Consider the following 21,815-nt stretch of genomic DNA (forward strand, 5'->3'; position numbering starts at 1 on the left):
CCTGAGCCACGCAGACTGGCAGCACGCGGAAAAGTTGTTATAACATAACCCAATCTTCCCGCCCGCTCCGGAGTCGTCCATGCGTCGCCTGTTGCTCGCCCTGCCCATCGCCTTGCTACCCCTGGCCCATGCCCACGCTGATGACCATGATCATGACCACGCCCATGGCACCCTCGGTGCCCACGAGCATGGCGTGGCCAAGCTCAACGCAGTGCTCGATGGCAACACCCTGGAGCTGGAGCTGGACAGCCCGGCCATGAACCTGGTCGGCTTCGAACACGCCGCCAACAGCGACGCCGACAAGGCCAAGGTCGCGGCGGTGCGCCAGCAGCTCGAGCAACCACTGAAGCTGTTCGGCCTGCCCGCTGCCGCCGGCTGCAAGGAAGACCAGCAGGAACTGGAAAGCCCGCTGTTCGGTGACGCCCCGAAAACCGACGACGACGGTGACGAGCACGAGCACAGCCACCCGCACAGCGACATCGGCGCCCACTACCAGCTGACCTGCGCCAACCCAGACAAACTGGTACAGGTGGACCTCGCGCCGCTGTTCAAGGCCTTCCCGGCCACCCAGAAAATCAACGTGCAACTAATCGGCCCCAATGGCCAGAAAGGTGTGGAAACCACGCCGGCCAAGGCCGCGGTCGCGTTCTGAATGCGCCAGCCGTTGATCGAACTGCATGACCTGGTGTTCGCCTGGCCAGGCCAGCCCGCGCTGCTGGACATTCCGGCATTTCGCCTTGAGGCTGGCGAGGCCCTGTTTCTCAAGGGCCCCAGCGGCAGTGGCAAGACCACGTTGCTGGGCCTGCTGGGCGGGGTGAACGTGCCGGGCCAGGGCCGTATCCAGTTGCTCGGCCAGGACCTCGGCCGCCTGGGCCAAGGCGCCCGTGACCGATTCCGGGTCGACCACACCGGTTACATCTTCCAGCAGTTCAACCTGCTGCCGTTCCTCTCGGTACGCGAAAACGTCGAGCTGCCCTGCCGTTTCTCGCGCAGCCGCAAAGCCCGCGCCGAGCAGCGCCATGGCAGCGTCGACCAGGCGGCCAGCACGCTGCTGGCCCACCTGGGGCTGGGCGACCCCGCCCTGCTCGCCCGCCGCGCCGACAGCCTGTCGATCGGCCAGCAACAACGGGTTGCCGCCGCCCGCGCACTGATCGGCCAGCCCGAACTGGTGATCGCCGACGAACCAACCTCGGCGCTGGATACCGACGCCCGCGAAGCGTTCATCCGCCTGCTGTTCGATGAATGCCGCGCCGCCGGTGCCAGCCTGCTGTTCGTCAGCCACGACCAGAGCCTGGCGCCGCTGTTCGACCGCCACCTGTCGCTGGTCGAACTCAACCGTGCCGCCAAGCCCCGGGAGGCCTGATGTACCTGCTCCGCCTTGCCCTGGCCAGCCTGGCCAACCGCCGTTTCACCGCATTCCTCACCGCCTTTGCCATTGCCCTGTCGGTGTGCCTGCTGCTGGCCGTGGAACGGGTCCGTACCGAGGCCCGGGCCAGCTTCGCCAGCACCATCAGCGGTACCGACCTGATCGTCGGTGCCCGCTCCGGCTCGGTGAACCTGCTGCTGTACTCGGTATTCCGTATCGGCAACGCCACCAACAACATCCGCTGGGACAGCTATGAGCACTACGCCAAGGACCCGCGGGTAAAATGGGCCATCCCCATCTCGCTGGGCGACTCGCACCGCGGTTATCGGGTGATGGGCACTACCGGCGACTACTTCAGCCATTACCAGTACGGTCGCCGCCAGCACCTGGAATTGAGCCAGGGTCGCGCGTTTGCCGATGATCCGTTCGAGGTGGTGCTCGGTGCCGAAGTGGCCGAGGCGTTGCACTACAAGCTGGGCGACAAGCTGGTGCTGGCACATGGCGTCGCCGCGATCAGCCTGGTCAAGCACGATGACAAGCCATTCACCGTGGTCGGTGTGCTCAAGCGCACCGGCACGCCGGTCGACCGCACGCTGCATATCAGCCTGGGCGGCATGGAGGCCATCCACGTCGACTGGCACAACGGCGCGCCGGCCCGCGGCGCCGGGCGTATCAGCGCCGAGCAGGCACGGAGCATGGACCTGCAACCTGCCGCCATTACTGCATTCATGCTCGGCCTGAACAGCAAGATCGCGACATTCAGCCTGCAGCGGGAGATCAATGAATACCGCAGCGAGCCGTTGCTGGCGATCCTGCCCGGGGTAGCCCTGCAGGAGCTGTGGAGCCTGATGGGCACTGCGGAACAGGCGTTGTTCGTGGTTTCGCTGTTCGTGGTGCTGACCGGCCTGATCGGCATGCTCACGGCGATTCTCACCAGCCTCAACGAACGCCGCCGGGAGATGGCGATACTGCGCTCGGTTGGCGCCAGGCCATGGCATATCGCAGGGCTGCTGGTGCTGGAGGCGCTGTCGCTGGCGGCGGTCGGGATCGGCGCCGGGCTTGGCTTGCTGTATGCGGGTATCGCGCTGGCCCAGGGGTATGTACAGGCCAACTATGGTTTGTATTTGCCGCTGGCCATGCCAAGCGCTCATGAATGGATGTTGCTGGCTATTATCCTGGGGGCTGCTCTGCTGATGGGCAGCGTGCCGGCGTGGCGGGCCTATCGGCAGTCGCTGGCCGATGGCTTGTCCATTCACCTCTGAGGGCGTGCAATGATCCAGTACCTCACTGCCTTCTTCGCGGGCATGCCCGCTCCCACAGGGTTCGCCGCAGGCTTGGAACCGTGTGAAGAACCTGTGGGAGCGGGCGCGCCCGCGAAAAGGCCAGCACTGCACACGCTGCTGATCCTGCTGCTGACAGTAGCGATGCCTCTGTGGGCCTCGGAACCCCGCGAACTGGACTGGCCCGCCCTTATCCCCGAAGGCGCCCCGATCATCCCGCCCCAACTCGCGCCGCTGCACGACATGTCGCAGCTCAGCAACGCCCTGTCCGCCGAATCCGCCCCACCGGCGCGCCAGCAGGCCCCCGCCGCCCCGGTGGTGAAAAGCCTCGATGGCCAGCAGATCAAACTACCCGGCTACATCGTGCCGCTGGAAGTGAGCGAAGAAGGCCGCACCACCGAATTCCTGCTGGTCCCCTACTACGGCGCGTGCATCCACGTGCCACCACCGCCCTCGAACCAGATCGTGCACATTTTCAGCGAGATGGGCGTGCGCATCGAAGACCTCTACCAACCCTACTGGATCGAGGGAAAGCTGCAGGTTAGAGCATCCAGCAGCGAACTGGCCGACGCTGGATACCAGATGGAAGCCGAGAAAATATACGCTTACGAGCTGAAGTGAGATCTGTTTCGAATTCGTGAAGACGCTTCTTTGAGCTGGGTCAAACTTTCTGTTTAACCGCATCCGTACCATTGGACTACTCGATTACTCACGTCCTTTGGGAGCTTCCATGAACAAGTCCTTGCTCAGCGCCGCCCTCGCGGCCCTGGCGCTCGCTGCCCCTGTCGCCCACGCCCACCAGGCAGGCGATGTCATCGTCCGTGCCGGTGCCATCACCACCGCTCCCAACGAAAGCAGCGGCGACCTGAAATTCGACGGCAACAAAGTCTCGGGCACCAAGGCGACCCTGGACAGCGACACCCAGCTGGGCCTGACCTTCGCCTACATGCTCACCGACCACATCGGCCTGGAACTGCTGGCAGCCACCCCGTTCAAGCACACCGTCGGCGTCAAAGGCCTGGGCGGCGGCCTGGACGGCAAGCTGGCCGACATCAAGCAACTGCCACCGACCCTGTCGCTGCAGTACTACCCGATGGAGCCGACTTCCAGGTTCCAGCCGTATGCCGGCGTCGGCATCAACTACACCCTGTTCTTCGATGAAGACCTCAGTAGTGCACGCAAGCAGCAGGGCTTCAGCAACCTGAAGCTGCAGGACTCGGTCGGCATCGCCGGCCAGCTGGGCATGGACTACATGATTACCGACAATCTGCTGGTCAACGCCTCGGTCTGGTACGTCGACATCGACACCAAGGCCAGCGTCAACGGCCCGTCCGCACTGGGCTACAGCAAGACCAAGGTCGACGTCGAAGTCGACCCGTGGGTGTACATGGTCGGCCTTGGCTACAAGTTCTGACCCGAACACTGCAGGGCGGCTTCGGCCGCCCTCGCTCGTTGCAACCCTAGCCAATACCCCAGCGCGACCGCGCTGATGCCCATCCCAAGCCCACACACCGCTGCCCAACCCCAATGGGCATACACCCAGCTCGCCAGTACCGCCCCAAGCCCACTGCCAAGCGAATAGCAGCACATGTAGGCGCCGATCAACCGGCTGGCCATTGCGCCACGCCCGGCCAGCAACAGGCTCTGGTTGGTGACATGCACCGCCTGCACGGCAAAGTCCAGCATCAGCACACCCAGCCCGAAGGCCAGCAGTGAATGCCCGACGAAAGCCGTAGGCAGCCATGACAGCACCAGCAGAACCAGCGCCAACCCGGTGGTGCGCTCCGCCAACCCCTGGTCGGCCAGGCGACCGGCGCGCGCTGCCGCCAATGTGCCGGCAACACCCGCCAGGCCGAACAGACCGATCTCGGTATGGCTCAGCGCCAATGGCGCGGCACTCAGGGGCATGACCATGGCACTCCACAGCACGCTGAACGCGGCGAAGATCAATACGCCGAACAGCCCACGCTGACGCAGCAACCGATCGTGCTGATACAGCCTGAACTGGGCAACGATCAGCGCCCGGTAGCCAGACCGCAGCGTCACCGGCTGCCCCGTGGGCAGGCTGCGCCATAGCACCAGGGCCAGTAGCATCAGCAGCCCTGCGGCAAACAGGTACACGCTGCGCCAGCCGGCCAGGTCGGCAAGCCCGCCCGAGACCAGACGCGCCAGCAGAATGCCCAGCACCACGCCGCTGGTGATGCTGCCCACGGCCTGCCCTTGCTGCCCGGGGGCGGCAAGGCTCGCTGCATGCGCCACCATCACCTGCACCATGACCGCCATCAGCCCGGTGATGGCCAGGGCCAGCAGCAGTAGCGCCCAGGTCGGCGCCATGCCAACACCAACCAGCGCCAGGGTCGAGAACAGCAACTGCCCGAGCAACAGGCGCTTGCGGTCGATCAGGTCCCCCAGCGGCACGATCAGCAACAACCCCAGCGCATAGCCCGCCTGGGTCGCGCCAACTACCCAGCCGATCCGCTGCTGCGCCACGCCCAGGTCGGCGGCCATCGATTCGAGCAAAGGCTGGGCGAAATACACGGTCGCCACGGCCATGGCGCTGGTGGTGGCCAGCAACAGGGTTATCCAGCGTGTCAGCGTAGGGGTCATCGGGCTGGCCTCGTCAATCTGGTTTCGAATTGAAACTACATGCTGGCTATTTAGCAAATGTGGTTTTAACCTGCAACCAGATGATCATGAAAGGCCCCGTCCATGCTCGATGAAAACAATGCGCAATGCCCCGTGGCCCGGGCCCTGGAGGTGCTGGGAGACCGTTGGGCGTTAATGATCCTGCGCGATGCCTTCGATGGCCTGCGGCGCTTCAGTGAATTCCAGAAGAACCTGGGGCTGGCGAAGAATATCCTCGCCTCTCGGCTCAAGTGGCTGGTGGAAAGCGGGCTGCTGACGCTGCAGCCTGCGTCGGATGGCAGTGCCTACAAGGAATATGTGCTGACCGAGAAAGGACGATCGGTGTTCCCGGTGGTGGTTGGCTTGAGGCAGTGGGGGGAGCGGTTTCTGTTCGAGGCAGGTGAAGTGCGTTCGGAGTTGGTGGATGGCGATACCGGGCAGGCGCTGGAAACACTGCAGGTGCGGGCCCGGGATGGGCGGGTGCTGGCGGCCGGGGATTGCCTGCGAAAAGTGGTGCGGCATCGATGATTCCGGGGCCGCTGTGCGGCCCTTTCGCGACGCAAGGCCGCCCCCACATGGACCGGACATGTTTGGCTTTACGCGATCTCTGTAGGAGCGGCCTTGTGTCGCGATAGGGGGCGCAAAGCGCCCCCAAGGATTTCAGCCCTTGCCCAGAAGCCGCGCCAGGCCCTCGACAATCGGCGTCGCCTGCGGAAACTCGAACCGCGCCAGCAAACGCTGGTTATCCGCCCGCGAATGGCGAATGTCACCCGAGCGTGCCGGCACATAGCTGACCGCCGGCAAGCTACCCACCACTTTCTCCAGCGCCGCCAGCAGCTGGTTAAGCGACGTGGCCTGGTTGAGGCCGATATTCACCGCGCCCTCTTCGACCTGCGGCTGCTCCAGCGCCTGCACCATCACCTGTACCAGGTCGCCCACGTAGAGGAAGTCCCGGGTCTGCTCGCCATCGCCGAACACCGTAATCGGCAAACCCTGCACAGCACGCTCGGAGAAGATGCTGATCACCCCGGAATACGGCGAAGACGGGTCCTGGCGCGGCCCGAAGATATTGAAGAAGCGGAACACCACAGGCTCCAGGCCATGCTGGCGACGGTAGAAGTCCAGGTACTGCTCACTGGCCAGCTTGTCCACGGCATAGGGGGTCAGCGGCGCCTTGGGGGTGTCTTCGGCAATCGACTCGCCTTCGCCATTGTTGCCGTACACCGCAGCACTGGAGGCGAACAACACCCGGCGCAGGCCATGCACGCGCATGGCTTCGCACACATTGAGGGTGCCGATGAAATTGCTCTGGTGGGTCCGCACCGGGTCCTCGACCGAGGCCTGCACCGAGGCCACCGCCGCCAGGTGCACCACAGCACTGCAACCAGCCGCAACCTGCGTGACCAGCCCGGCATCGGCGACATCGCCTTCAACCAGTTCCAGCCGTGGGTGGCCGACCTGCAGGTTGCCCCGCTGGCCAGTGGAGAAGTCGTCGAGAATGCGTACTGCGTAGCCTTTGTCCAACAACGCATCGCACAGGTGGGAGCCAATGAAGCCGGCACCGCCGGTGATCAGGATGGGGGCGTCAGCCATGGCGGTAGAACCGGTCCAGTAGGGGCGGCAGGCCGGCGCGCCAGGCGCGCGGCTTGATGCCGAAGGTATGAAGGATTTTCTTGCAGGCCAGTACCGCGTGCTGCGGCTCTTCGCTGGCATCCGGGCGCGCGGCATGGGCCTGCGGCGTCGGTGCCTGCACGGCCAGCTGACGGTATTGGCCGGCCTCGGCGAGGATCGCCTGGCCTAGCGCCAGCGGCGTGGTCGCCTCGTTGCCGGCGTAATGGTAGGTGCCCCACAGCGGCGCGCTGCAATCGAGTTGCTTGAGCACCGACAGTATCACCCGGGCGGCGTCGTCGACCGGCGTCGGGTTGCCGCGCCGGTCATCGGCCAGCAGCAGCTCCTGGGGTTGCTCGGCACGGGTCAGGAAGCGCCCCAGCGACCCATCGATGCTTTCGTCGAGCAGCCAGCCAAAGCGTAGCAGCACGTGTTGCGGGCAAGCCGCGCGCACGCTCTGCTCGATGCGCCACAGGGCCTGGCCACGCAGGCCCAGCGGCACCGGCTCGTCCTTTTCGCTATAGGCCGTGGCCCGCGAACCATCGAACACCCGGTAGCTGGAGGGCTGCACCAGGGTGATCTGGTGGTGCTGGCACAGCTCCGCCAACCGCTCCACCGCTCGCTCCTGTTGAGCCAGGCGTTGCTCGCTGACCGACTCGGCCTGGAACCAGTCGAAGTAATAGGCCAGGTTGACCAGGGCATCGGGGCGATGATCGTCGAGCAGCTGGGTGAGGCTGGCCGGCGTCCAGCCGTTCTCGGGCGGGCGCGGCGCCAGGAATGCGATGTCCTCCTCGGCCCCAAGACGAATCAGCGCTTGCCCGAGGGCATTGCCACCACCCAACAGCATTAGGCGCATACGCATAGAGTCAGCAGATCCGGAGAGGTTGATTGAAGGAAAGGGCTCATTTTGCGGTTTCTGGGCGGGGAAGTCCAACGTGGGCCATAGCCATTGCAAGCCAAACCATTGCAGACTTGGGCCGCCCGGAGGCAAAGGACTGACCTGTTCTGTGTGGAGGTTGCTCCAGGCATCGGGTTTTATGATGACAACTTCGGCCCTGGAGCCGGCTGGTTGTTCATGCTGGCCTGCGCTGTACCGTTCGTTTCGGCTCTGGTCTCATAAAGCCGCTGCTGGTCAGTATCTGCATCATCATGGCAATCAAACTGCTACTCGATACGGGAACTCCACTCGGCGAATGGCTCAAGCAATTCCTCCAGAGGCCCCATGCACTTGCAAACGGAATCTTCTCAGCGCCTGAAATGGCAGTTTGACGAACTCGCCCCAGGCAAAGAACTGTTCATCGACGAAGTATTTGGAAACTACCAGCAACAAGCCCGCTTGCTGGTCCCCGATATCGAACGCGCAGCGCCGGCATTCGTCCTGGGGGGCGCGCGCTCCGACTTTACCCGGCTCAATCCCCTGCTCTATCGCCTGCAGGCCGCAGGCATTGGTTCCCTCACTGCCAATCTGTCAGGTCATAGCCTCGCCAGTGAGCCAGGCGCAGTGTCACCCTCACTGGCTACCAACCTTGATGAAGCACGGCGTTTCCACGCGCATATCGCGCTTCGCTGTCGGACGATAATAGGCCACAGCCTGGGCGCGGCTATAACGCTGAAACTTGCAGCACAGTTGCCGCAAGTGGACAGCATCGTGCTGATCTGCCCGGCGGTCTATCCAGACCGTGCTCACAAGGTACCGTTCGGCCCGGCATTCACGGCCGCGATCAGAGAACCCTATGGTTTTCTCGATTGTGACAGTTACGCCTTCCTCAAGCGGTTCCAAGGCAGAGTTCTGATGGTAATTGGCGAGTATGACGGGCTGAACTCACAACGATTTGGCAAAGATCCGGGCACTAGCGCAGGTAACCTGTGGCTGGCCGGCGCCGAGCGCTACAGCCCGATTCCTGAAGAAGTTACCCAGGCCCTGATGCAATCAGTTTCAGCGTCGCGTTTGCAATGCCTGTTTCTTACAGACTGCGACCATGGCATCGCCGCCCACTTACGCAGTACGCCAGCGATTGCCGATCAGGTTGCGAGCGCCGTGGAAAACTTCATCCTCGACAACGCCTGACGCGTTGACCACTACTTGATTTCAAACAATCCGTTACTAAGCGGCCTCACACTCAAGCGCTCGCGTATGTCGTCATCTATACGGGGATCATCCGGCTGGTACAGTTTTACCTGGCGATAGGCGTTGATGCGATTGATCTCCTCTCCCAGGTAATCCCACACCACCCGGGTACAGGCCGGGTAGCGCTGGTCACCGCTGGAAACGCCGGCCTTGAGGCCGTTCAGGCGGGTAATGCGGCTTTTGAAGCTGGGGATGAGGATGGTCTGGCTCATCTCGTTGAAAGTCAGCGACTCGTAGTCGACCAGGAACATCCGGTCCTGCAACTGGAACGCCGCCCCCAGGTAACGGCAACGCACCTCGGCATGGTGGTCAGTGGCACTGGAGCGCTCCTGGCGTTCCTGGCGCTCGAACAGAAACTGCCCGCGCTCTTCCCACAGGTGCACCAGCGACACCAGGATCGTGCCCGGCACCGACATGCAGTTGGAATACTCCAGGTAATAGCCGCAATAACGCGACAGATTGCCGGCATGTTCGTGCAACGGGCGAAACAACTCGCTGATCGGGTCGCCAGGTTGCTCGGCCAAGGTCGACACACGCGCACCGATCAGGTGGCTGAACTGCTCGGGCGGCAAATTCAGCTCGTAATCCTCGACACCGAAGAAATCGCTGATGCGCTTGAGATTGAATGCCGTCGGACGGCTCTGCCCGCTCAGGTACTTGTTGAACTGTGCGCGATTGATCGCGAGCTTGCGGCAAACTTCGGAGATAGAGCGGTAGTGGCTGCAGGCCAGTTTGAGATTGGTAGCGAAATGAACGCTCATGACACAGGGCTCGGGTGACGCGAATGACGCAAGTATAGCATCAGGTTGCACCAAATCAGAGCAATCCGCGAAATTGTAACCGGCCTTGTCATAGCCAACCATGCGCCCCAACGAATAGCGGTGCGCCCGCCGTCCGCTGGTCTTTCCACACGAACAATAAGAATCGAGGTCATTTTCCAATGCTCGAAGTACTCAACGATTTCCTCTCGGGGAAACTTCTCATTGTGCTGATCGTAGGGCTGGGTAGCTACTTCACCATCCGCTCCCGTTTCGTCCAGTTCCGCCACTTTGGCCACATGTTCGGTGTGTTCAAGGAGTCGCTGCGTGGCCAGGCTGGCCAGCTGAGCTCCTTCCAGGCCCTGATGCTGAGCCTGGCCGGCCGTGTGGGCGCCGGTAACATCGCCGGTGTCGGCATTGCCGTGACCCTGGGTGGCCCAGGCGCCGTATTCTGGATGTGGGTCACCGCACTGGTGGGCATGTCCAGCAGCTTCTTCGAATGCACCCTGGCCCAGGTCTACAAGCGCGCCGATGGCGACGGCCTGTACCGTGGCGGCCCGGCCTACTACATCCAGCACGGCCTGAAGCTGAAAAGCATGGCCATCGTGTTCTCGGTCCTGCTGCTGGTCACCTACGGCTTCGCCTTCATCGGCCTGCAGTCGTACACCGTGACCCACTCGCTGCAGAACGCCTTCGCCTTCGACCCCAAGCACACCGGCATCGTCCTCGCCGTGCTGCTGGCCATCACCTTCATCGGCGGCATCAAGCGCATCGCCGCGGTGTCGGACCTGCTGGTACCGGTCAAGACCCTGGCCTACATCGGCGTGACCCTGTACGTGATCGGCACCCAGATCGAACACGTGCCAGCCATGCTGGAAACCATCTTCAAGAGCGCCTTCGGCCTCGACCCGGCGTTTGCCGGCCTGCTCGGCAGCGCCATCGTCATGGGCGTGAAGCGTGGCGTGTTCGCCAACGAAGCAGGCCTGGGTAGCGCGCCGAACGTCGCCGCCGTGGCCGCCGTGAAACACCCGGGTGCCCAGGGCGTGGTCCAGGCCTTCAGCGTGTTCCTCGACACCTTCGTGATCTGCACCTGCACCGCGCTGCTGATCCTGCTGTCGGGCTTCTACACCCCGGGCTTCGAAGGTGACGGTATCGTCCTGACCCAGAACTCGCTGGCCGCCGTGGTTGGTGACTGGGGCCGCGTGTTCGTCAGCGTCGCGCTGTCGCTGTTCGTGTTCACCTGCATCCTCTACAACTACTACCTGGGCGAGAACAGCCTGCAGTTCCTCAGCCGCAATCGCGTGGTACTGATGGTGTTCCGTGGCTTGGTACTGGCGCTGGTGGTATGGGGTTCGCTGCAGGACCTGTCGACCGTGTTCGCCTTTGCCGATATCACCATGACCTGCCTGGCCTTCGTCAACCTGGTGGCTCTGGCCCTGCTGTTCAAGGTCGGCCTGCGGGTAATGCGCGACTACGACGAGCAGCGCAAGGCGGGCGTCGACCAGCCGGTGTTCGACTCGGCCAAGTTCGCCGACCTGGACCTGGACCGCAATGCCTGGCCTGCCAATCCGCAGGCGGAAACAGCCACTGACAAAGCAGTCGGCGAAGTCCAGACGCAGCGCTGATATTCTCCCTTCCAGCCGCCCCGTCCGTGGGCGGCTTACCTTTTCTCCGCTCACCGCTACGGATGCTTCCCATGCGAGCAGTAAACAATCTCCTCGTTCTCTATACCGGGGGCACCATCGGCATGCTCGAAACCCCCGAAGGCCTGGCGCCGGCCGGTGGTTTCGAAGCGCGCATGCGCGAACACTTCGCCCACATGCCCGATGCGCCACAACTGCGATGGACCCTGCAGGAACTGGACCCGCTGCTGGACAGCGCCAACATGCAACAGCACAACTGGCTGGCGATGCGCGATGCCATCGTCGCAGCGGTAGAGGTTGCTGGCCATGATGGCGTGCTGGTGCTGCATGGTACCGACAGCCTGGCCTACAGCGCCGCGGCATTGTCGTTCCTGCTGCTGGGCCTGCCGGTGCCGGTGCTGCTGACCGGCTCGATGCTGCCGGCGGGTGCCGCAGACAGCGATGCCTGGGGCAACCTGTGCGGCGCGCTGCGCCAGTTCGAACAAGGGCTGGAAGACGGCGTGCAGCTGTACTTCCATGGCCAGCTGCTGCATGGCTGCCGGGCGTCGAAGCTGCGCAGCGAGGCGTTCGATGCCTTTGTCGCGCTGCCACGTCATCGTGACAGTGAGCGCGCCACGGCGATCCCTGCCGAGCTTGGCTACAAGCACCCGCGCCAGCCGGTCAACCTGGCGGTAGTGCCGGTGTTCCCGGGCCTGCAGGCCGGGCACTTGCAGGCACTGCTGGGCAGTGGCGTGCAGGGGTTGCTGCTGGAGTGCTACGGCAGCGGTACCGGGCCGTCGGATGACCAGGCATTGCTGGATGTGCTGAGCGCAGCGCGCCAGCGCGGTGTGATGCTGGCAGCTATCAGCCAGTGCCCTGAGGGGTCGGTGGTGTTCGATACCTATGCGGCGGGTAACCGCTTGCGCGGGGCCGGGCTGGTCAGTGGTGGGGGCATGACCCGTGAGGCGGCGCTGGCCAAGATGGTTGCGCTGCTGGGGGCCGGGCTGGATGTGGATGCAGCTGAGCAGTGGTTTGCCCTGGATCTGTGTGGGGAGCGGGCCTAGCTTTCACCCATCAGGGCCTATTCGCGGGCAAGCCCGCTCCCACAGGTACAGCACTGCCCTTGAAGGCTGTGAAGTCCTGTGGGAGCGGGCTTGCCCGCGAATGGGCCAGTAAAAAATGGCGGAAGGCAGCGGGAGTCGAACCTGCCCGGGAACGGCTGCCGTCCCCAACCGGGTTTGAAGCCCGGCCGCGCCACCGGGCGCGATTGCCTTCCTTGAACTCAGTGCCTGGCTTGCTGCTGGGCCAGGGCGCTGTCGGCGCGAATGTGACGCTGATCGGCCACCCTCCGGGTCAGACCGATGCGGTCGAAGTATTCCAGTATCTGCACACTGCGCTTGCGACCGATGCCCAACATATCGCGAAACGCGGCAACCTGCACTATCGGCGTTTCACTGGCCTGCCCCAGCAGCAGCTCTGCCATGCGCTGTAGCGTCGCCTCAGGGTAGAACAGGTCGCGCACCACCTGGTGCACCAGGCCCAACCGGGCCAGCTTGCGCAGCAACAGGCGCACATCGGCTTCGGCACGGTTTTCCTCACTCGCCAGCGTCCTGACCCAGGGCGGATCGTATTGCCCCGCCAGCAACTTCGGTTGCAGACTCGCCCATAGCGCGCTGTCGGCTTCACTCAACTGCACCTTGTGATCGGGCAGGTGCAGCCAAGGCCCGCTACTGGCAATGGCACGGTCATCGAGCAACTCATCCAGCAGGCTGACAAAAGCGGGCCGCTCCAGCGGCAAGGCAGCAAAGCGGCGCAGGCGGTCGCGGTCCGGGCCGAGCTGGTCAGGCTCCTGCTCATGGAACCGCGCCAACTGCTCCGGCACCAGGCGCTTGAGCGCCTGCCACTGGGCACGGGCAAACAACAGTTGGCCCTGCCGTGTTGCCACCACCAGCACATCTTCCGGCAACTGCCAGGTTTCGCGCAGGCGATTGAACTGCCGCTCCAGGCGCTGCGGGTCGACACCCCCGGGTGCGCTGGCGAGCAGCGCCGGCAGGGCCTGCTCCAGGTCCTCGGTATCACGCAGCACCTGCAACTGGCGCAGGCGCTCATCGCTGCGCCGCTGACGGCTTGGCGCAAACGGGTCGAGCACCTTGCCGCCCCCCAGGGTGCGCTGGGCACGCTGGTCGCGCAGCACCAGGCGGTCGCCGTGTACCGCCTGCAGCGGTGCGTTGAGCAGCAACTGGGCGAACATGCGCTGGCCCGCCGTCAGGGTTTCTCCTTCGAGCAAGGCCACCCGGGCCGTTACGTCCTGGGTGCCGAGGTGCACGTGCACGGCGCTGAAATGTTCGAAAGTCCGGGTCTCGCCCGGCAAAAGTTTCAGTTCGATATCCACCCGCACGCTGGGGGCATGCAGCCACTCGGCCACCAGCCAGTCACCCCGATGCACCTGTTCCGCCGCCAGGCGTTCGGCAGCGATGTTCAGCGCCACACGCTGGCCCGCCTCGGCCACCAGGGCGGCCTGGTTCTGCGCATGCAGGCCACGCACCCGTACCAGTTTGCCGGCCTTGCCCAGCAACAAGGTGTCGCCGGCACTGACCCGCCCGGCCAGCGCCGTGCCCGTGACCACCACACCCGCCCCGGTAACGGCGAAAGCACGGTCGACGGCCAGGCGGAAACCGCCGCGCACGCTGCGCTGGCGCACGCGCTGCTCCGCCGCCAGCAACGCCTGGCGCAGGGCATCGATACCCTCGCCGGTCACACTCGACAACGGAAACTGCCGTGCACCGGCATAAGGGCCCGGCGCCAGCAATTCGCTGACTTGTGCCTGCACTTCGGCCAGGCGTGCCGGCTCTACCCGGTCGCATTTGCTGATTGCCACCAGGGCCTGGGGAATGCCGAGCAGCTCGATGATTGCCAGGTGCTCGCGGGTTTGTGGCATCACCCCGTCGTCGGCCGCCACCACCAGCAGCACCAGGTCGATGCCGTGGGCGCCGGCCAGCATGTTGTGGATAAAGCGCTCATGGCCCGGTACGTCGATGAAGCCGGTCAGGGCCGCCCCCTCGGTCAACGCCGCATAGCGGTAGCCCAGGTCGATGGTCATGCCACGGGCGCGCTCCTCCTGGCGCTGGTCGCCGGCCTGGCCGGTCAGGGCCTGGAGCAGTGCGGTCTTGCCGTGGTCGATATGGCCGGCGGTACCAACGATCACTGTACCGGCCCCAACTGCAGGGCGGGCAACTGCGCCAGCCACTGGGCTTCGTCATCCAGCTGGCGCAGGTCCAGCCACAGGGCGTCGTCGGCGATGCGGCCGAGCACCGGCACCGGCAGGTCTCGCAAGGCCCGCTCCAGCACATGCAGGCTGCGCCCGCGCAACTTCTTCGACACCTGCGGGCGCAGGCACAACGCCGCGCTCGGCAGGCGGGCGACCGGTTGGCTGCCACTGCCGATCATGCCCAACGCCGGCTCCACACTGACCGCCCATTGCTCGCCGAGGCGGGCCTTGAGCTCAGGGGCCAGGCGCTCGGCCTGGGCCTGGATTTCGGCCTGACTGCGGGTCAGCAGACGCAGGCTGGGCAGGCGCTCGGCCAGGCGGTCGGGGTTGCGGTACAGCGCCAGCACCGCTTCGAGTGCGGCGAGGGTGATCTTGTCGACCCGCAACGCGCGCTTGAGCGGGTTCTTCTTGATCCTGGCGATCAGGTCCTTGCGCCCGACGATGATCCCGGCTTGCGGCCCGCCCAGCAGTTTGTCGCCACTGAAGGTGACGATATCGGCGCCGTCAGCCAGGGCCTGGCGCACGGTCGGCTCGGCGGGCAGGCCCCAGCGGGTGAGGTCAAGCAGGCTACCGCTGCCAAGGTCCTCAAGCAGCGGTAAGTCATGTTGGTGGGCGATGCGCGCCAGCTCGGCGGTGGGCACCTGGGTAGTGAAACCCTGGATACTGTAGTTGCTGCAATGCACGCGCATCAGCAGGCCGGTGCGTGGGCCGATGGCGGCCTCGTAGTCGCGGGCGTGGGTGCGGTTGGTGGTGCCGACTTCGTGCAGCTTCACGCCAGCGCGGGCCATGATGTCGGGAATGCGGAAGGCACCGCCGATCTCGATCAGTTCACCGCGGGAGATGATGCCCTCCTTGCGCGCGCCCAGGCTGTTGAGCGCCAGCAGCACGGCGGCAGCGTTGTTGTTGACCACGGTGACGGCTTCGGCGCCGGTCAGCTCGCGGATCAGGCCTTCGATCAGGTCGTCACGGTCGCCACGCTTGCCGGTGGCCAGGTCGAATTCCAGGTTGAGCGGGTAGCGGGCGGCGGTCTGCATGGCCTCGATGGCCTCCTCTGGCAACAGGGCGCGGCCAAGGTTGGTGTGCAGGACGGTGCCGGTGAGGTTGAACACGCGGCGGACATGGCTGCGTTGCTGGGTGGCCAGGCGTTCGCCGGTGCGGCCCAGCAGGACTTCAGCGGCAAGTTCGGCGGCGCTGAGTTGGCCGGTACGGGCGGGGTCGCGCAGGTCGTCGAGCAGTTGGCGCAAGGTGGCAAGGACCGCGTCGCGGCCATGGCGGTCGATCAGCGGGAGGCAGGCCGGGTGGCGCAAAAGGGTGTCGATGGAGGGCAGGCGTGGGGTGTCGCTGGCTAGGCTGGAGGACATGCGGTACTACCTTGGACTGATCCGTTGTCTGTACTGGCCTCTTCGCGGGGGAACCCGCTCCCACAAGGCCCGCGCAGCTTTTGAAGCTTGCGCGGTACCTGTGGGAGCGGGTTTACCCGCGAAGAAGGCGACTCGGTCTTACAGTGTAGACACTCACCCACTACCCGGGCGCAAGCATCAGGTTCGGTGCCAACCGATGGAAGCCCTCCTCGTCCAGGCGAATGTCCAGCGCCAGGCTGGCCAGGTCGTCGGCCAGCGGCTCGGCCGCCGCATCGTTTTCCAGGTAGTTCTGCTTCAGGTAGCTTTCGCACGCCGGGCAGCACTCGGCACGCAGCGGCGCCTTGCCCGGCGCATGGCGGTCATCGTCGAGGCTGGTGTAGCGCAGGTCCTTGCTCGACTCGCAGTAGACGCACTTGACCCGCACTACATGCCATTCACAGGCACACAGCGAACAGGCCAGGTAGCGCAGGCCATTGTGCTTGCCACGGTTGCGCACCACCCCGGCCATCGCCGGCGAGCCGCAGGCCGGGCACTGGGCCAGGCTGCCGGCGGGCTTGAGCTCTGGCGCGGGCAGCGCCAGCAACCAACTGGACCAGGCCGCCTGCAAGGCCGCCCCAATGAACGGCACCAGCGCTGCGGGCACTGCATCGTACTGGCCGGCGAGCAAGGCAATGCCCCAGCCCTTGCGCTGATTGTCGTCGCTGCCACGCAGGGCTTGCAGTGCCTCACCCAACGGACCGCTGGTTTGCGCGCTGAAGTGCTCGAGCAAGGCCTGCAACCAGACCAGCCACGGCCCTTCACGCACCAGGCTATCCGCCGCCAGCGGCGGCAAACCATGACTTATGCACAGGCGTTGACGCTCCTCGGCCACAGGCATGCCAGCGGGCGGGTTATCCACAAGCTGCTGCTGGATGCGGCACAAGCGGGCCACCAGCTTCAGGTATTCGCCAAGGGCATTGCCCTCGGCCAGCTGCTCCAGGCGCGCGGCCCGCAGTTCGAACAGGTTGGCGGGGGGCAGGTGCAGAAACGGCGGCATCACCGCCGACGCTTCGATCTGCCCGGGTTCGAGTATCGTGCTCAAGCGCTCATCCTTCTTTTCGTCCGTGATTGCCCGGCGTCTTGTCACCGGTCACTTCGCGGTACCACAACTCATGGTGCTTGCGCGCCCAGGCGCGGCTGACCCAGCCATGCAGCATGGCGCCGATCGAGCCCTTGATCCAGATGCCGGCGTAGATGTGCACGATGATGCTGAGGATCAGCACGAACGCCGCCAGGGCGTGGAGCAGCGCGGACAGGCGAATGACCTCGATGCCGAACCAATGGCTGAAGTAGGCGCGCCAGATCACCACACCGCTGACCAGCAGAACCAGCATGCACGCCAGCAGGGTCCAGAACAACAGCTTCTGCCCGGCGTTGTACTTGCCAATCGGCGGCACACCCTCCTCCTTGTTGAGCATCACCCGGTCCACGCGGCGCAGCCACAGGCGGTCGTTGGCGGTGATGAAGTTGGCGCGCCAGAAACGCAGCACCAGGCCGAGGAAGAACACGAACATCGCCACCCCGATGAAGGGGTGCAGGATGCGTGTCCACGGCCCACCGCCGAACAGGTTGCTGAGCCAGAACAGCGCCGGATGGAACAGCGCCAGCCCCGACAGGCCAGCCAGGATGAACAGGATCGCGACGACCCAGTGGTTGCTGCGCTCGTTGGCGTTGTAACGCAGGATGGGTTTGTTGTCGTTCATGGTCGCTGCTCCCCTTGCCCACCGGGCTTGGCCGGATCATAGACATGGACCGACGGGTCCACCTGATGCACGCTTTCATCCGGCGGTGTCGGGCGTTCGTCCTCCTCCACCCGCTGTGGCCCGACCCGCACATAGTGGAAGAACCCGGCCAGCACCGCCGCGCCCATGGCCAGCAGCGCCAGCGGCTTGGTGAAGCCTTTCCACAGCCCCACCAGCGGGCTGATCACCGGCTGATCCGGCAGGCCGGCGTACAGTTTCGGCGTGTCGGCATGGTGCAGCACATACATCACATGGGTGCCACCGACGCCGTCCGGGTCGTACAGCCCGGCGTTGTCATAGCCGCGCGACTTGAGGTCGACGATGCGCTCGGCGGCATGCACTTTCATCTCGTCCTTGCTGCCGAACACGATCGCCCCGGTCGGGCAGGTTTTCACGCAGGCCGGCTCCAGGCCCACGGTCACGCGGTCGGAACACAGGGTGCACTTGTACGCCTTGTGGTCCTTCTGCGAGATGCGCGGGATGTTGAACGGGCAGCCGGTGATGCAGTAGCCGCAACCGATACAGTGGTCCTGGTTGAAGTCGACGATGCCGTTGGCGTGCTTGATGATCGCCCCCGGGCTCGGGCAGGCCTTCAGGCAACCTGGCTCGGCGCAGTGCATGCAGCCGTCCTTGCGAATCAGCCACTCCAGGTTGCCGTCGTCGCGCTCATGCTCGGTGAAGCGCATCAGGGTCCAGGTCTCGGCGGTGAGGTCCTGGGGGTTGTCATAGGTGCCGTGGTTGTGGCCGACCTCGTCACGCAGTTCGTTCCACTCCGAACACGCCACCTGGCAGGCCTTGCAGCCGATGCACTTGGTGGTGTCGATCAGCTTGGCGACTTCCTGCTGCTGGCGTACCGAAGGCGGTACGGTGGTGGTGGCCGAGCGGGCGATGATGTCTTGGCTGGCCATCAGAGTTTCTCCACTTTGACGAGGAACGACTTGGACTCTGGCGTCTGGGTATTGCCGTCACCCAGGAAAGGCACCAGGGTGTTGGTCAGGTAGCCATGCCGCGTAGCCCCGGTGAAGCCCCAGTGCAGCGGGATGCCGATCTGGTGCACGGTCTGGTTGTTGACCTTGAGCGGGCGAATCCGCTTGGTCACCACCGCCACCGCCTCGATGTGCCCGCGCTTGCTCGACACCCGCACCCGGTCACCGGCCTTGATACCCTTCTCGTTGGCCAGCACCTCGCCGATTTCGACGAACTGCTCGGGCTGGGCAATGGCGTTGAGGCGGCAATGCTTGCTCCAGAAGTGGAAGTGCTCGGTCAGCCGGTACGTGGTCGCCGCATACGGGAACTCGTCGTGCTTGCCCAGGGTGTCCCACACCGAGTCGAAGACCCGCCCGGCCGGGTTGCTGGTGGCCTTCTTGTTCTGCGGGTGCAGCGGGTTGATGCCAATCGGCGTCTCGAACGGCTCGTAGTGCTCGGGGAACGGGCCTTCGGCCATCTTGTCGATGGCGAAGAACCGCGCCACGCCTTCGGGGTTCATGATGAACGGGTTCATCCCCGCCTCGGGTGGCGAGTCGACCTTGAAGTCGGGCACGTCGGTACCGGTCCAGGCCTTGCCGTTCCACCATACCAGGCGCTTCTTCTCCGGGTCCCAGGGTTTGCCTTGCGGGTCGCTGGAAGCACGGTTGTAGAGGATGCGGCGGTTGGCCGGCCAGGCCCAGGCCCAGTTCTGCACCTGGTGCATGCCGTATGGGTCGCTGTTGTCGCGGCGGGCCATCTGGTTGCCCTGCTCGGTCCAGCTGCCGGCGAAGATCCAGCAGCCGGACGCGGTGCTGCCATCGTCCTTGAGCTGGCCAAAGCCCGCCAGTTGCTGGCCGGCCTTGAGCACTGCGCCAGTCGGGTCGGTGAGGTCGGTCACCGCCCAGCCGTTCATTTCCTTGGCCAGTTCCTCCGGGGATGGCTCTTCAGGGATCTTGTATGGCCAGTTGATGTTCATCAGCGCGTCTGGGTAGGCACCGCCCTCGGCCTGGTAGCGTCGGCGCAGGCGCAGGAACAGCTCGCTCATGATGTGCACGTCGGTGCGGGTCTCACCCGGGCCGTCGGCGCCCTTCCAGTGCCACTGCAGCCAGCGGCTGCTGTTGACCAGCGAGCCGTCTTCCTCGGCGAAGCAGGTGGTGGGCAGGCGGATCACTTCGGTCTGGATGTTGGCCGTGTCGACATCGTTGAACGGCCCGACGTTGCGCCAGAACTCCGAGGTCTCGGTGGCCAGCGGGTCCATGATCACCAGCCACTTGAGCTTGCCCAGGGCTGCGGTGACGCGGTTCTTGTCCGGCAGCGCGGCAATCGGGTTGAAGCCCTGGCACATGTAGCCGTTGACCTTGCCCTGGCCCATCATCTCGAACATGCGCAGCACGTCGTAGGCCGGCACGTCGAGCTTGGGCAGCCAGTCGTAGCCCCAGTTGTTTTCTGCCGTAGCGTTGGCGCCATACCAGGCCTTCATCAGGCTGACGTGGAACTTGCCGTAGTTCTGCCAGTACGACAGTTGCCCTGGGCGCAGCGGTTTGGAGGCGCGCTTGTCGATGTAGGCGGCGTAGTCCTGCTCGGCATCGCCAGCCAAGGTCAGGTAACCCGGTAGCGAGTTGGACAGCAGGCCGAGGTCGGTCAGGCCCTGGATGTTGGAGTGCCCGCGCAAGGCGTTGACCCCGCCACCGGGCATGCCGACGTTGCCCAGCAGCAACTGGACCATGGCCGCACTGCGGATGATCTGTGCGCCGATCGAGTGCTGCGTCCAGCCGAGCGCGTAGAGGATCGTCATGGTCTTGCCCGGTACCGAGCAGGTGGCGATCTCTTCCCAGATCTTCAGCATGGCGTCCTGCGGCATGCCACAGGTCATGCTCGCCAGTTCCGGGGTATAGCGGCTGTAGTGCTGCTTCATCAGCTGGAACACGCAGCGCGGGTGCTGCAAGGTCGGGTCGACCTTGGCAAAACCGTCCTCACCCAGTTCATAACCCCAGCCGGACTTGTCGGCATACACACGCTTGGCCTCGTCATAGCCGCTGAACAGGCCATCCTCGAAGCCATAGTTCTCTTTGACGATGAACGACACGTCGGTGTAGTTGCGCACGTACTCGTGCTGGATCTTGTCGTTGCTCAGCAGGTAATTGATCAGCCCGCCCATGAAGGCGATGTCGGTACCGGTACGAATCGGTGCGTAGTAGTCCGCCACCGAAGCGGTACGGGTAAACCGCGGGTCGACCACGATCAGCCGCGCCTTGTTGTGCGCCTTGGCCTCGGTCACCCACTTGAAGCCGCACGGATGCGCTTCTGCTGCGTTGCCACCCATCACCAGGACCAGATTCGCGTTGGCGATATCGGACCAGTGGTTGGTCATGGCGCCACGGCCGTACGTCGGGGCAAGACTTGCCACCGTCGGGCCATGTCAGACACGAGCCTGGTTATCGAACCCCAGCATGCCTGTTGCGCGGATGACCTTGTGGGTCAGGTAGCCGGCCTCGCTGGAGGCGGCGGAAGCAGCGAGAAAACCGGTGGTTAGCCAGCGGTTGACCGTTTGCCCCTGGGCGTTCTTTTCGATGAAGTTGGCGTCGCGGTCCTGCTTCATCAGGTCGGCGACGCGATCGAGCGCCTCGTCCCAGCTGACTCGCACCCACTCCTTGCTGCCCGGCTTGCGTACCTCGGGGTACTGCAGGCGGCTCGGGCTGTGGATGAAGTCCAGCAGGCCGGCACCTTTCGGGCAGAGGGTGCCGCGGTTGACCGGGTGGTCGGCGTCACCTTCGATATGGATGATGTTCTGTTTGACGTTCTTGCCCGCATCGCCCTGGCTGTACATGATCAGGCCGCAGCCGACCGAGCAGTAGGGGCAGGTGTTACGGGTTTCTTTGGTATGCGCCAGCTTGAAGTGACGCACCTGCTCGGCGAATGCGGGTGTCGGGGCCATGCCCAACGCCGCAAGGCTCGAGCCTCCAAGGCCGACGGCGGCGACCTTGAAGAACTGCCGACGGTTCAGGTCCATCGTGCACTCCTGATCAGGTGGTGGACGCACGGAACATGGCCG

General features: G+C 64.6%; 19 protein-coding genes, 1 tRNA gene and 1 pseudogene. 10 read left to right on the forward strand and 11 right to left on the reverse strand.

Annotated elements, in window-relative coordinates:
* Positions 1–79 precede the first annotated feature (79 nt).
* The 5 genes from ACIQYU_RS24800 (at position 80) to ACIQYU_RS24820 (ending at position 4,060) form a co-directional block, all read left to right on the forward strand.
* The gene (locus tag ACIQYU_RS24800; protein ID WP_402802585.1) at positions 80–652 is read left to right on the forward strand and encodes a DUF2796 domain-containing protein; all 573 of its coding nucleotides are present in this window, start codon (positions 80–82) and stop codon (positions 650–652) included.
* On the forward strand, positions 653–1,363 hold the full coding sequence (locus tag ACIQYU_RS24805; protein WP_233688215.1) for an ABC transporter ATP-binding protein: 711 nt from the start codon (positions 653–655) through the stop codon (positions 1,361–1,363).
* Positions 1,363–2,628 (forward strand): ABC transporter permease, encoded by a 1,266-nt coding sequence (locus tag ACIQYU_RS24810; protein ID WP_402802588.1) that lies wholly within the window; start codon positions 1,363–1,365, stop codon positions 2,626–2,628. Before ACIQYU_RS24805 ends, ACIQYU_RS24810 begins: the two co-directional genes overlap by 1 nt.
* 126 nt (positions 2,629–2,754) lie before the next feature.
* Positions 2,755–3,267: a DUF3299 domain-containing protein gene (locus tag ACIQYU_RS24815; protein WP_333956478.1), complete on the forward strand. Its 513-nt coding sequence runs from the start codon at positions 2,755–2,757 to the stop codon at positions 3,265–3,267.
* Positions 3,268–3,376: 109 nt separating this feature from the next.
* Positions 3,377–4,060 (forward strand): OmpW family protein, encoded by a 684-nt coding sequence (locus ACIQYU_RS24820; RefSeq protein WP_063911057.1) that lies wholly within the window; start codon positions 3,377–3,379, stop codon positions 4,058–4,060.
* Here ACIQYU_RS24820 and ACIQYU_RS24825 read toward each other — a convergent pair.
* A complete protein-coding gene (locus tag ACIQYU_RS24825) occupies positions 4,048–5,253 on the reverse strand; it encodes an MFS transporter (protein ID WP_207832739.1) in 1,206 nt (401 codons plus the stop codon). The genes ACIQYU_RS24820 and ACIQYU_RS24825 overlap by 13 nt on opposite strands.
* Before the next feature lie 102 nt (positions 5,254–5,355).
* Here ACIQYU_RS24825 and ACIQYU_RS24830 point away from each other — a divergent pair, with 102 nt between their 5' ends.
* Positions 5,356–5,799: a helix-turn-helix domain-containing protein gene (locus tag ACIQYU_RS24830; RefSeq protein ID WP_063911055.1), complete on the forward strand. Its 444-nt coding sequence runs from the start codon at positions 5,356–5,358 to the stop codon at positions 5,797–5,799.
* A gap of 132 nt (positions 5,800–5,931) precedes the next feature.
* Here ACIQYU_RS24830 and ACIQYU_RS24835 read toward each other — a convergent pair whose 3' ends face one another.
* Both ACIQYU_RS24835 and ACIQYU_RS24840 read right to left on the reverse strand, forming a co-directional pair.
* Complete coding sequence (locus tag ACIQYU_RS24835; RefSeq protein WP_063911054.1) at positions 5,932–6,864, reverse strand: NAD-dependent epimerase/dehydratase family protein; 933 nt, start codon at positions 6,862–6,864, stop codon at positions 5,932–5,934.
* Complete coding sequence (locus tag ACIQYU_RS24840) at positions 6,857–7,741, reverse strand: sugar nucleotide-binding protein (RefSeq protein ID WP_196176555.1); 885 nt, start codon at positions 7,739–7,741, stop codon at positions 6,857–6,859. Before ACIQYU_RS24840 ends, ACIQYU_RS24835 begins: the two co-directional genes overlap by 8 nt.
* Before the next feature lie 96 nt (positions 7,742–7,837).
* Here ACIQYU_RS24840 and ACIQYU_RS24845 point away from each other — a divergent pair.
* Both ACIQYU_RS24845 and ACIQYU_RS24850 read left to right on the forward strand, forming a co-directional pair.
* A pseudogene (locus ACIQYU_RS24845) lies at positions 7,838–8,148 on the forward strand (hypothetical protein); the annotation flags it as partial.
* On the forward strand, positions 8,102–8,947 hold the full coding sequence (locus ACIQYU_RS24850) for an alpha/beta hydrolase (RefSeq protein ID WP_233688217.1): 846 nt from the start codon (positions 8,102–8,104) through the stop codon (positions 8,945–8,947). The pseudogene ACIQYU_RS24845 and the gene ACIQYU_RS24850, both read left to right, overlap by 47 nt.
* 11 nt (positions 8,948–8,958) lie before the next feature.
* Here ACIQYU_RS24850 and ACIQYU_RS24855 read toward each other — a convergent pair whose 3' ends face one another.
* Positions 8,959–9,768, reverse strand: a complete 810-nt coding sequence (locus ACIQYU_RS24855; RefSeq protein ID WP_207832735.1) for a helix-turn-helix transcriptional regulator — start codon at positions 9,766–9,768, stop codon at positions 8,959–8,961.
* Positions 9,769–9,947: 179 nt separating this feature from the next.
* On the opposite strand from ACIQYU_RS24855, the gene ACIQYU_RS24860 reads away from it, so the two are divergent.
* On the forward strand, positions 9,948–11,390 hold the full coding sequence (locus ACIQYU_RS24860; RefSeq protein WP_207832734.1) for a sodium:alanine symporter family protein: 1,443 nt from the start codon (positions 9,948–9,950) through the stop codon (positions 11,388–11,390).
* 71 nt (positions 11,391–11,461) lie between these two features.
* A complete protein-coding gene (locus ACIQYU_RS24865) occupies positions 11,462–12,451 on the forward strand; it encodes an asparaginase (protein ID WP_402802594.1) in 990 nt (329 codons plus the stop codon).
* Positions 12,452–12,567: 116 nt separating this feature from the next.
* Here ACIQYU_RS24865 and ACIQYU_RS24870 read toward each other — a convergent pair.
* From ACIQYU_RS24870 to fdnG, 7 genes are all read right to left on the reverse strand, one after another.
* Positions 12,568–12,663: transfer RNA gene (locus ACIQYU_RS24870), tRNA-Sec, on the reverse strand.
* A gap of 6 nt (positions 12,664–12,669) precedes the next feature.
* Positions 12,670–14,592: a selenocysteine-specific translation elongation factor gene (gene selB, locus ACIQYU_RS24875; RefSeq protein ID WP_402802596.1), complete on the reverse strand. Its 1,923-nt coding sequence runs from the start codon at positions 14,590–14,592 to the stop codon at positions 12,670–12,672.
* Entirely contained in the window at positions 14,589–16,016 is a 1,428-nt protein-coding gene (gene selA / locus ACIQYU_RS24880; RefSeq protein ID WP_402802598.1) for an L-seryl-tRNA(Sec) selenium transferase, read from the reverse strand. The genes selB and selA overlap by 4 nt, the downstream gene beginning before the upstream one ends.
* Positions 16,017–16,176: 160 nt before the next feature.
* Complete coding sequence (fdhE, locus tag ACIQYU_RS24885; RefSeq protein ID WP_063911046.1) at positions 16,177–17,097, reverse strand: formate dehydrogenase accessory protein FdhE; 921 nt, start codon at positions 17,095–17,097, stop codon at positions 16,177–16,179.
* Positions 17,098–17,101: 4 nt separating this feature from the next.
* Entirely contained in the window at positions 17,102–17,758 is a 657-nt protein-coding gene (locus ACIQYU_RS24890) for a formate dehydrogenase subunit gamma (RefSeq protein ID WP_063911045.1), read from the reverse strand.
* Positions 17,755–18,705 carry a formate dehydrogenase subunit beta gene (gene fdxH / locus ACIQYU_RS24895; protein ID WP_207832731.1) on the reverse strand — a complete coding sequence of 317 codons (951 nt, stop codon included), beginning with the start codon at positions 18,703–18,705 and terminating at the stop codon, positions 17,755–17,757. The genes ACIQYU_RS24890 and fdxH overlap by 4 nt, the downstream gene beginning before the upstream one ends.
* Entirely contained in the window at positions 18,705–21,773 is a 3,069-nt protein-coding gene (gene fdnG / locus ACIQYU_RS24900; protein ID WP_156510838.1) for a formate dehydrogenase-N subunit alpha, read from the reverse strand. The genes fdxH and fdnG overlap by 1 nt, the downstream gene beginning before the upstream one ends.
* Between the last annotated feature and the right edge of the window lie 42 nt (positions 21,774–21,815).

Origin of the sequence: Pseudomonas sp. NPDC096925 (assembly GCF_044762545.1) — a bacterium.
Lineage (GTDB): Bacteria > Pseudomonadota > Gammaproteobacteria > Pseudomonadales > Pseudomonadaceae > Aquipseudomonas.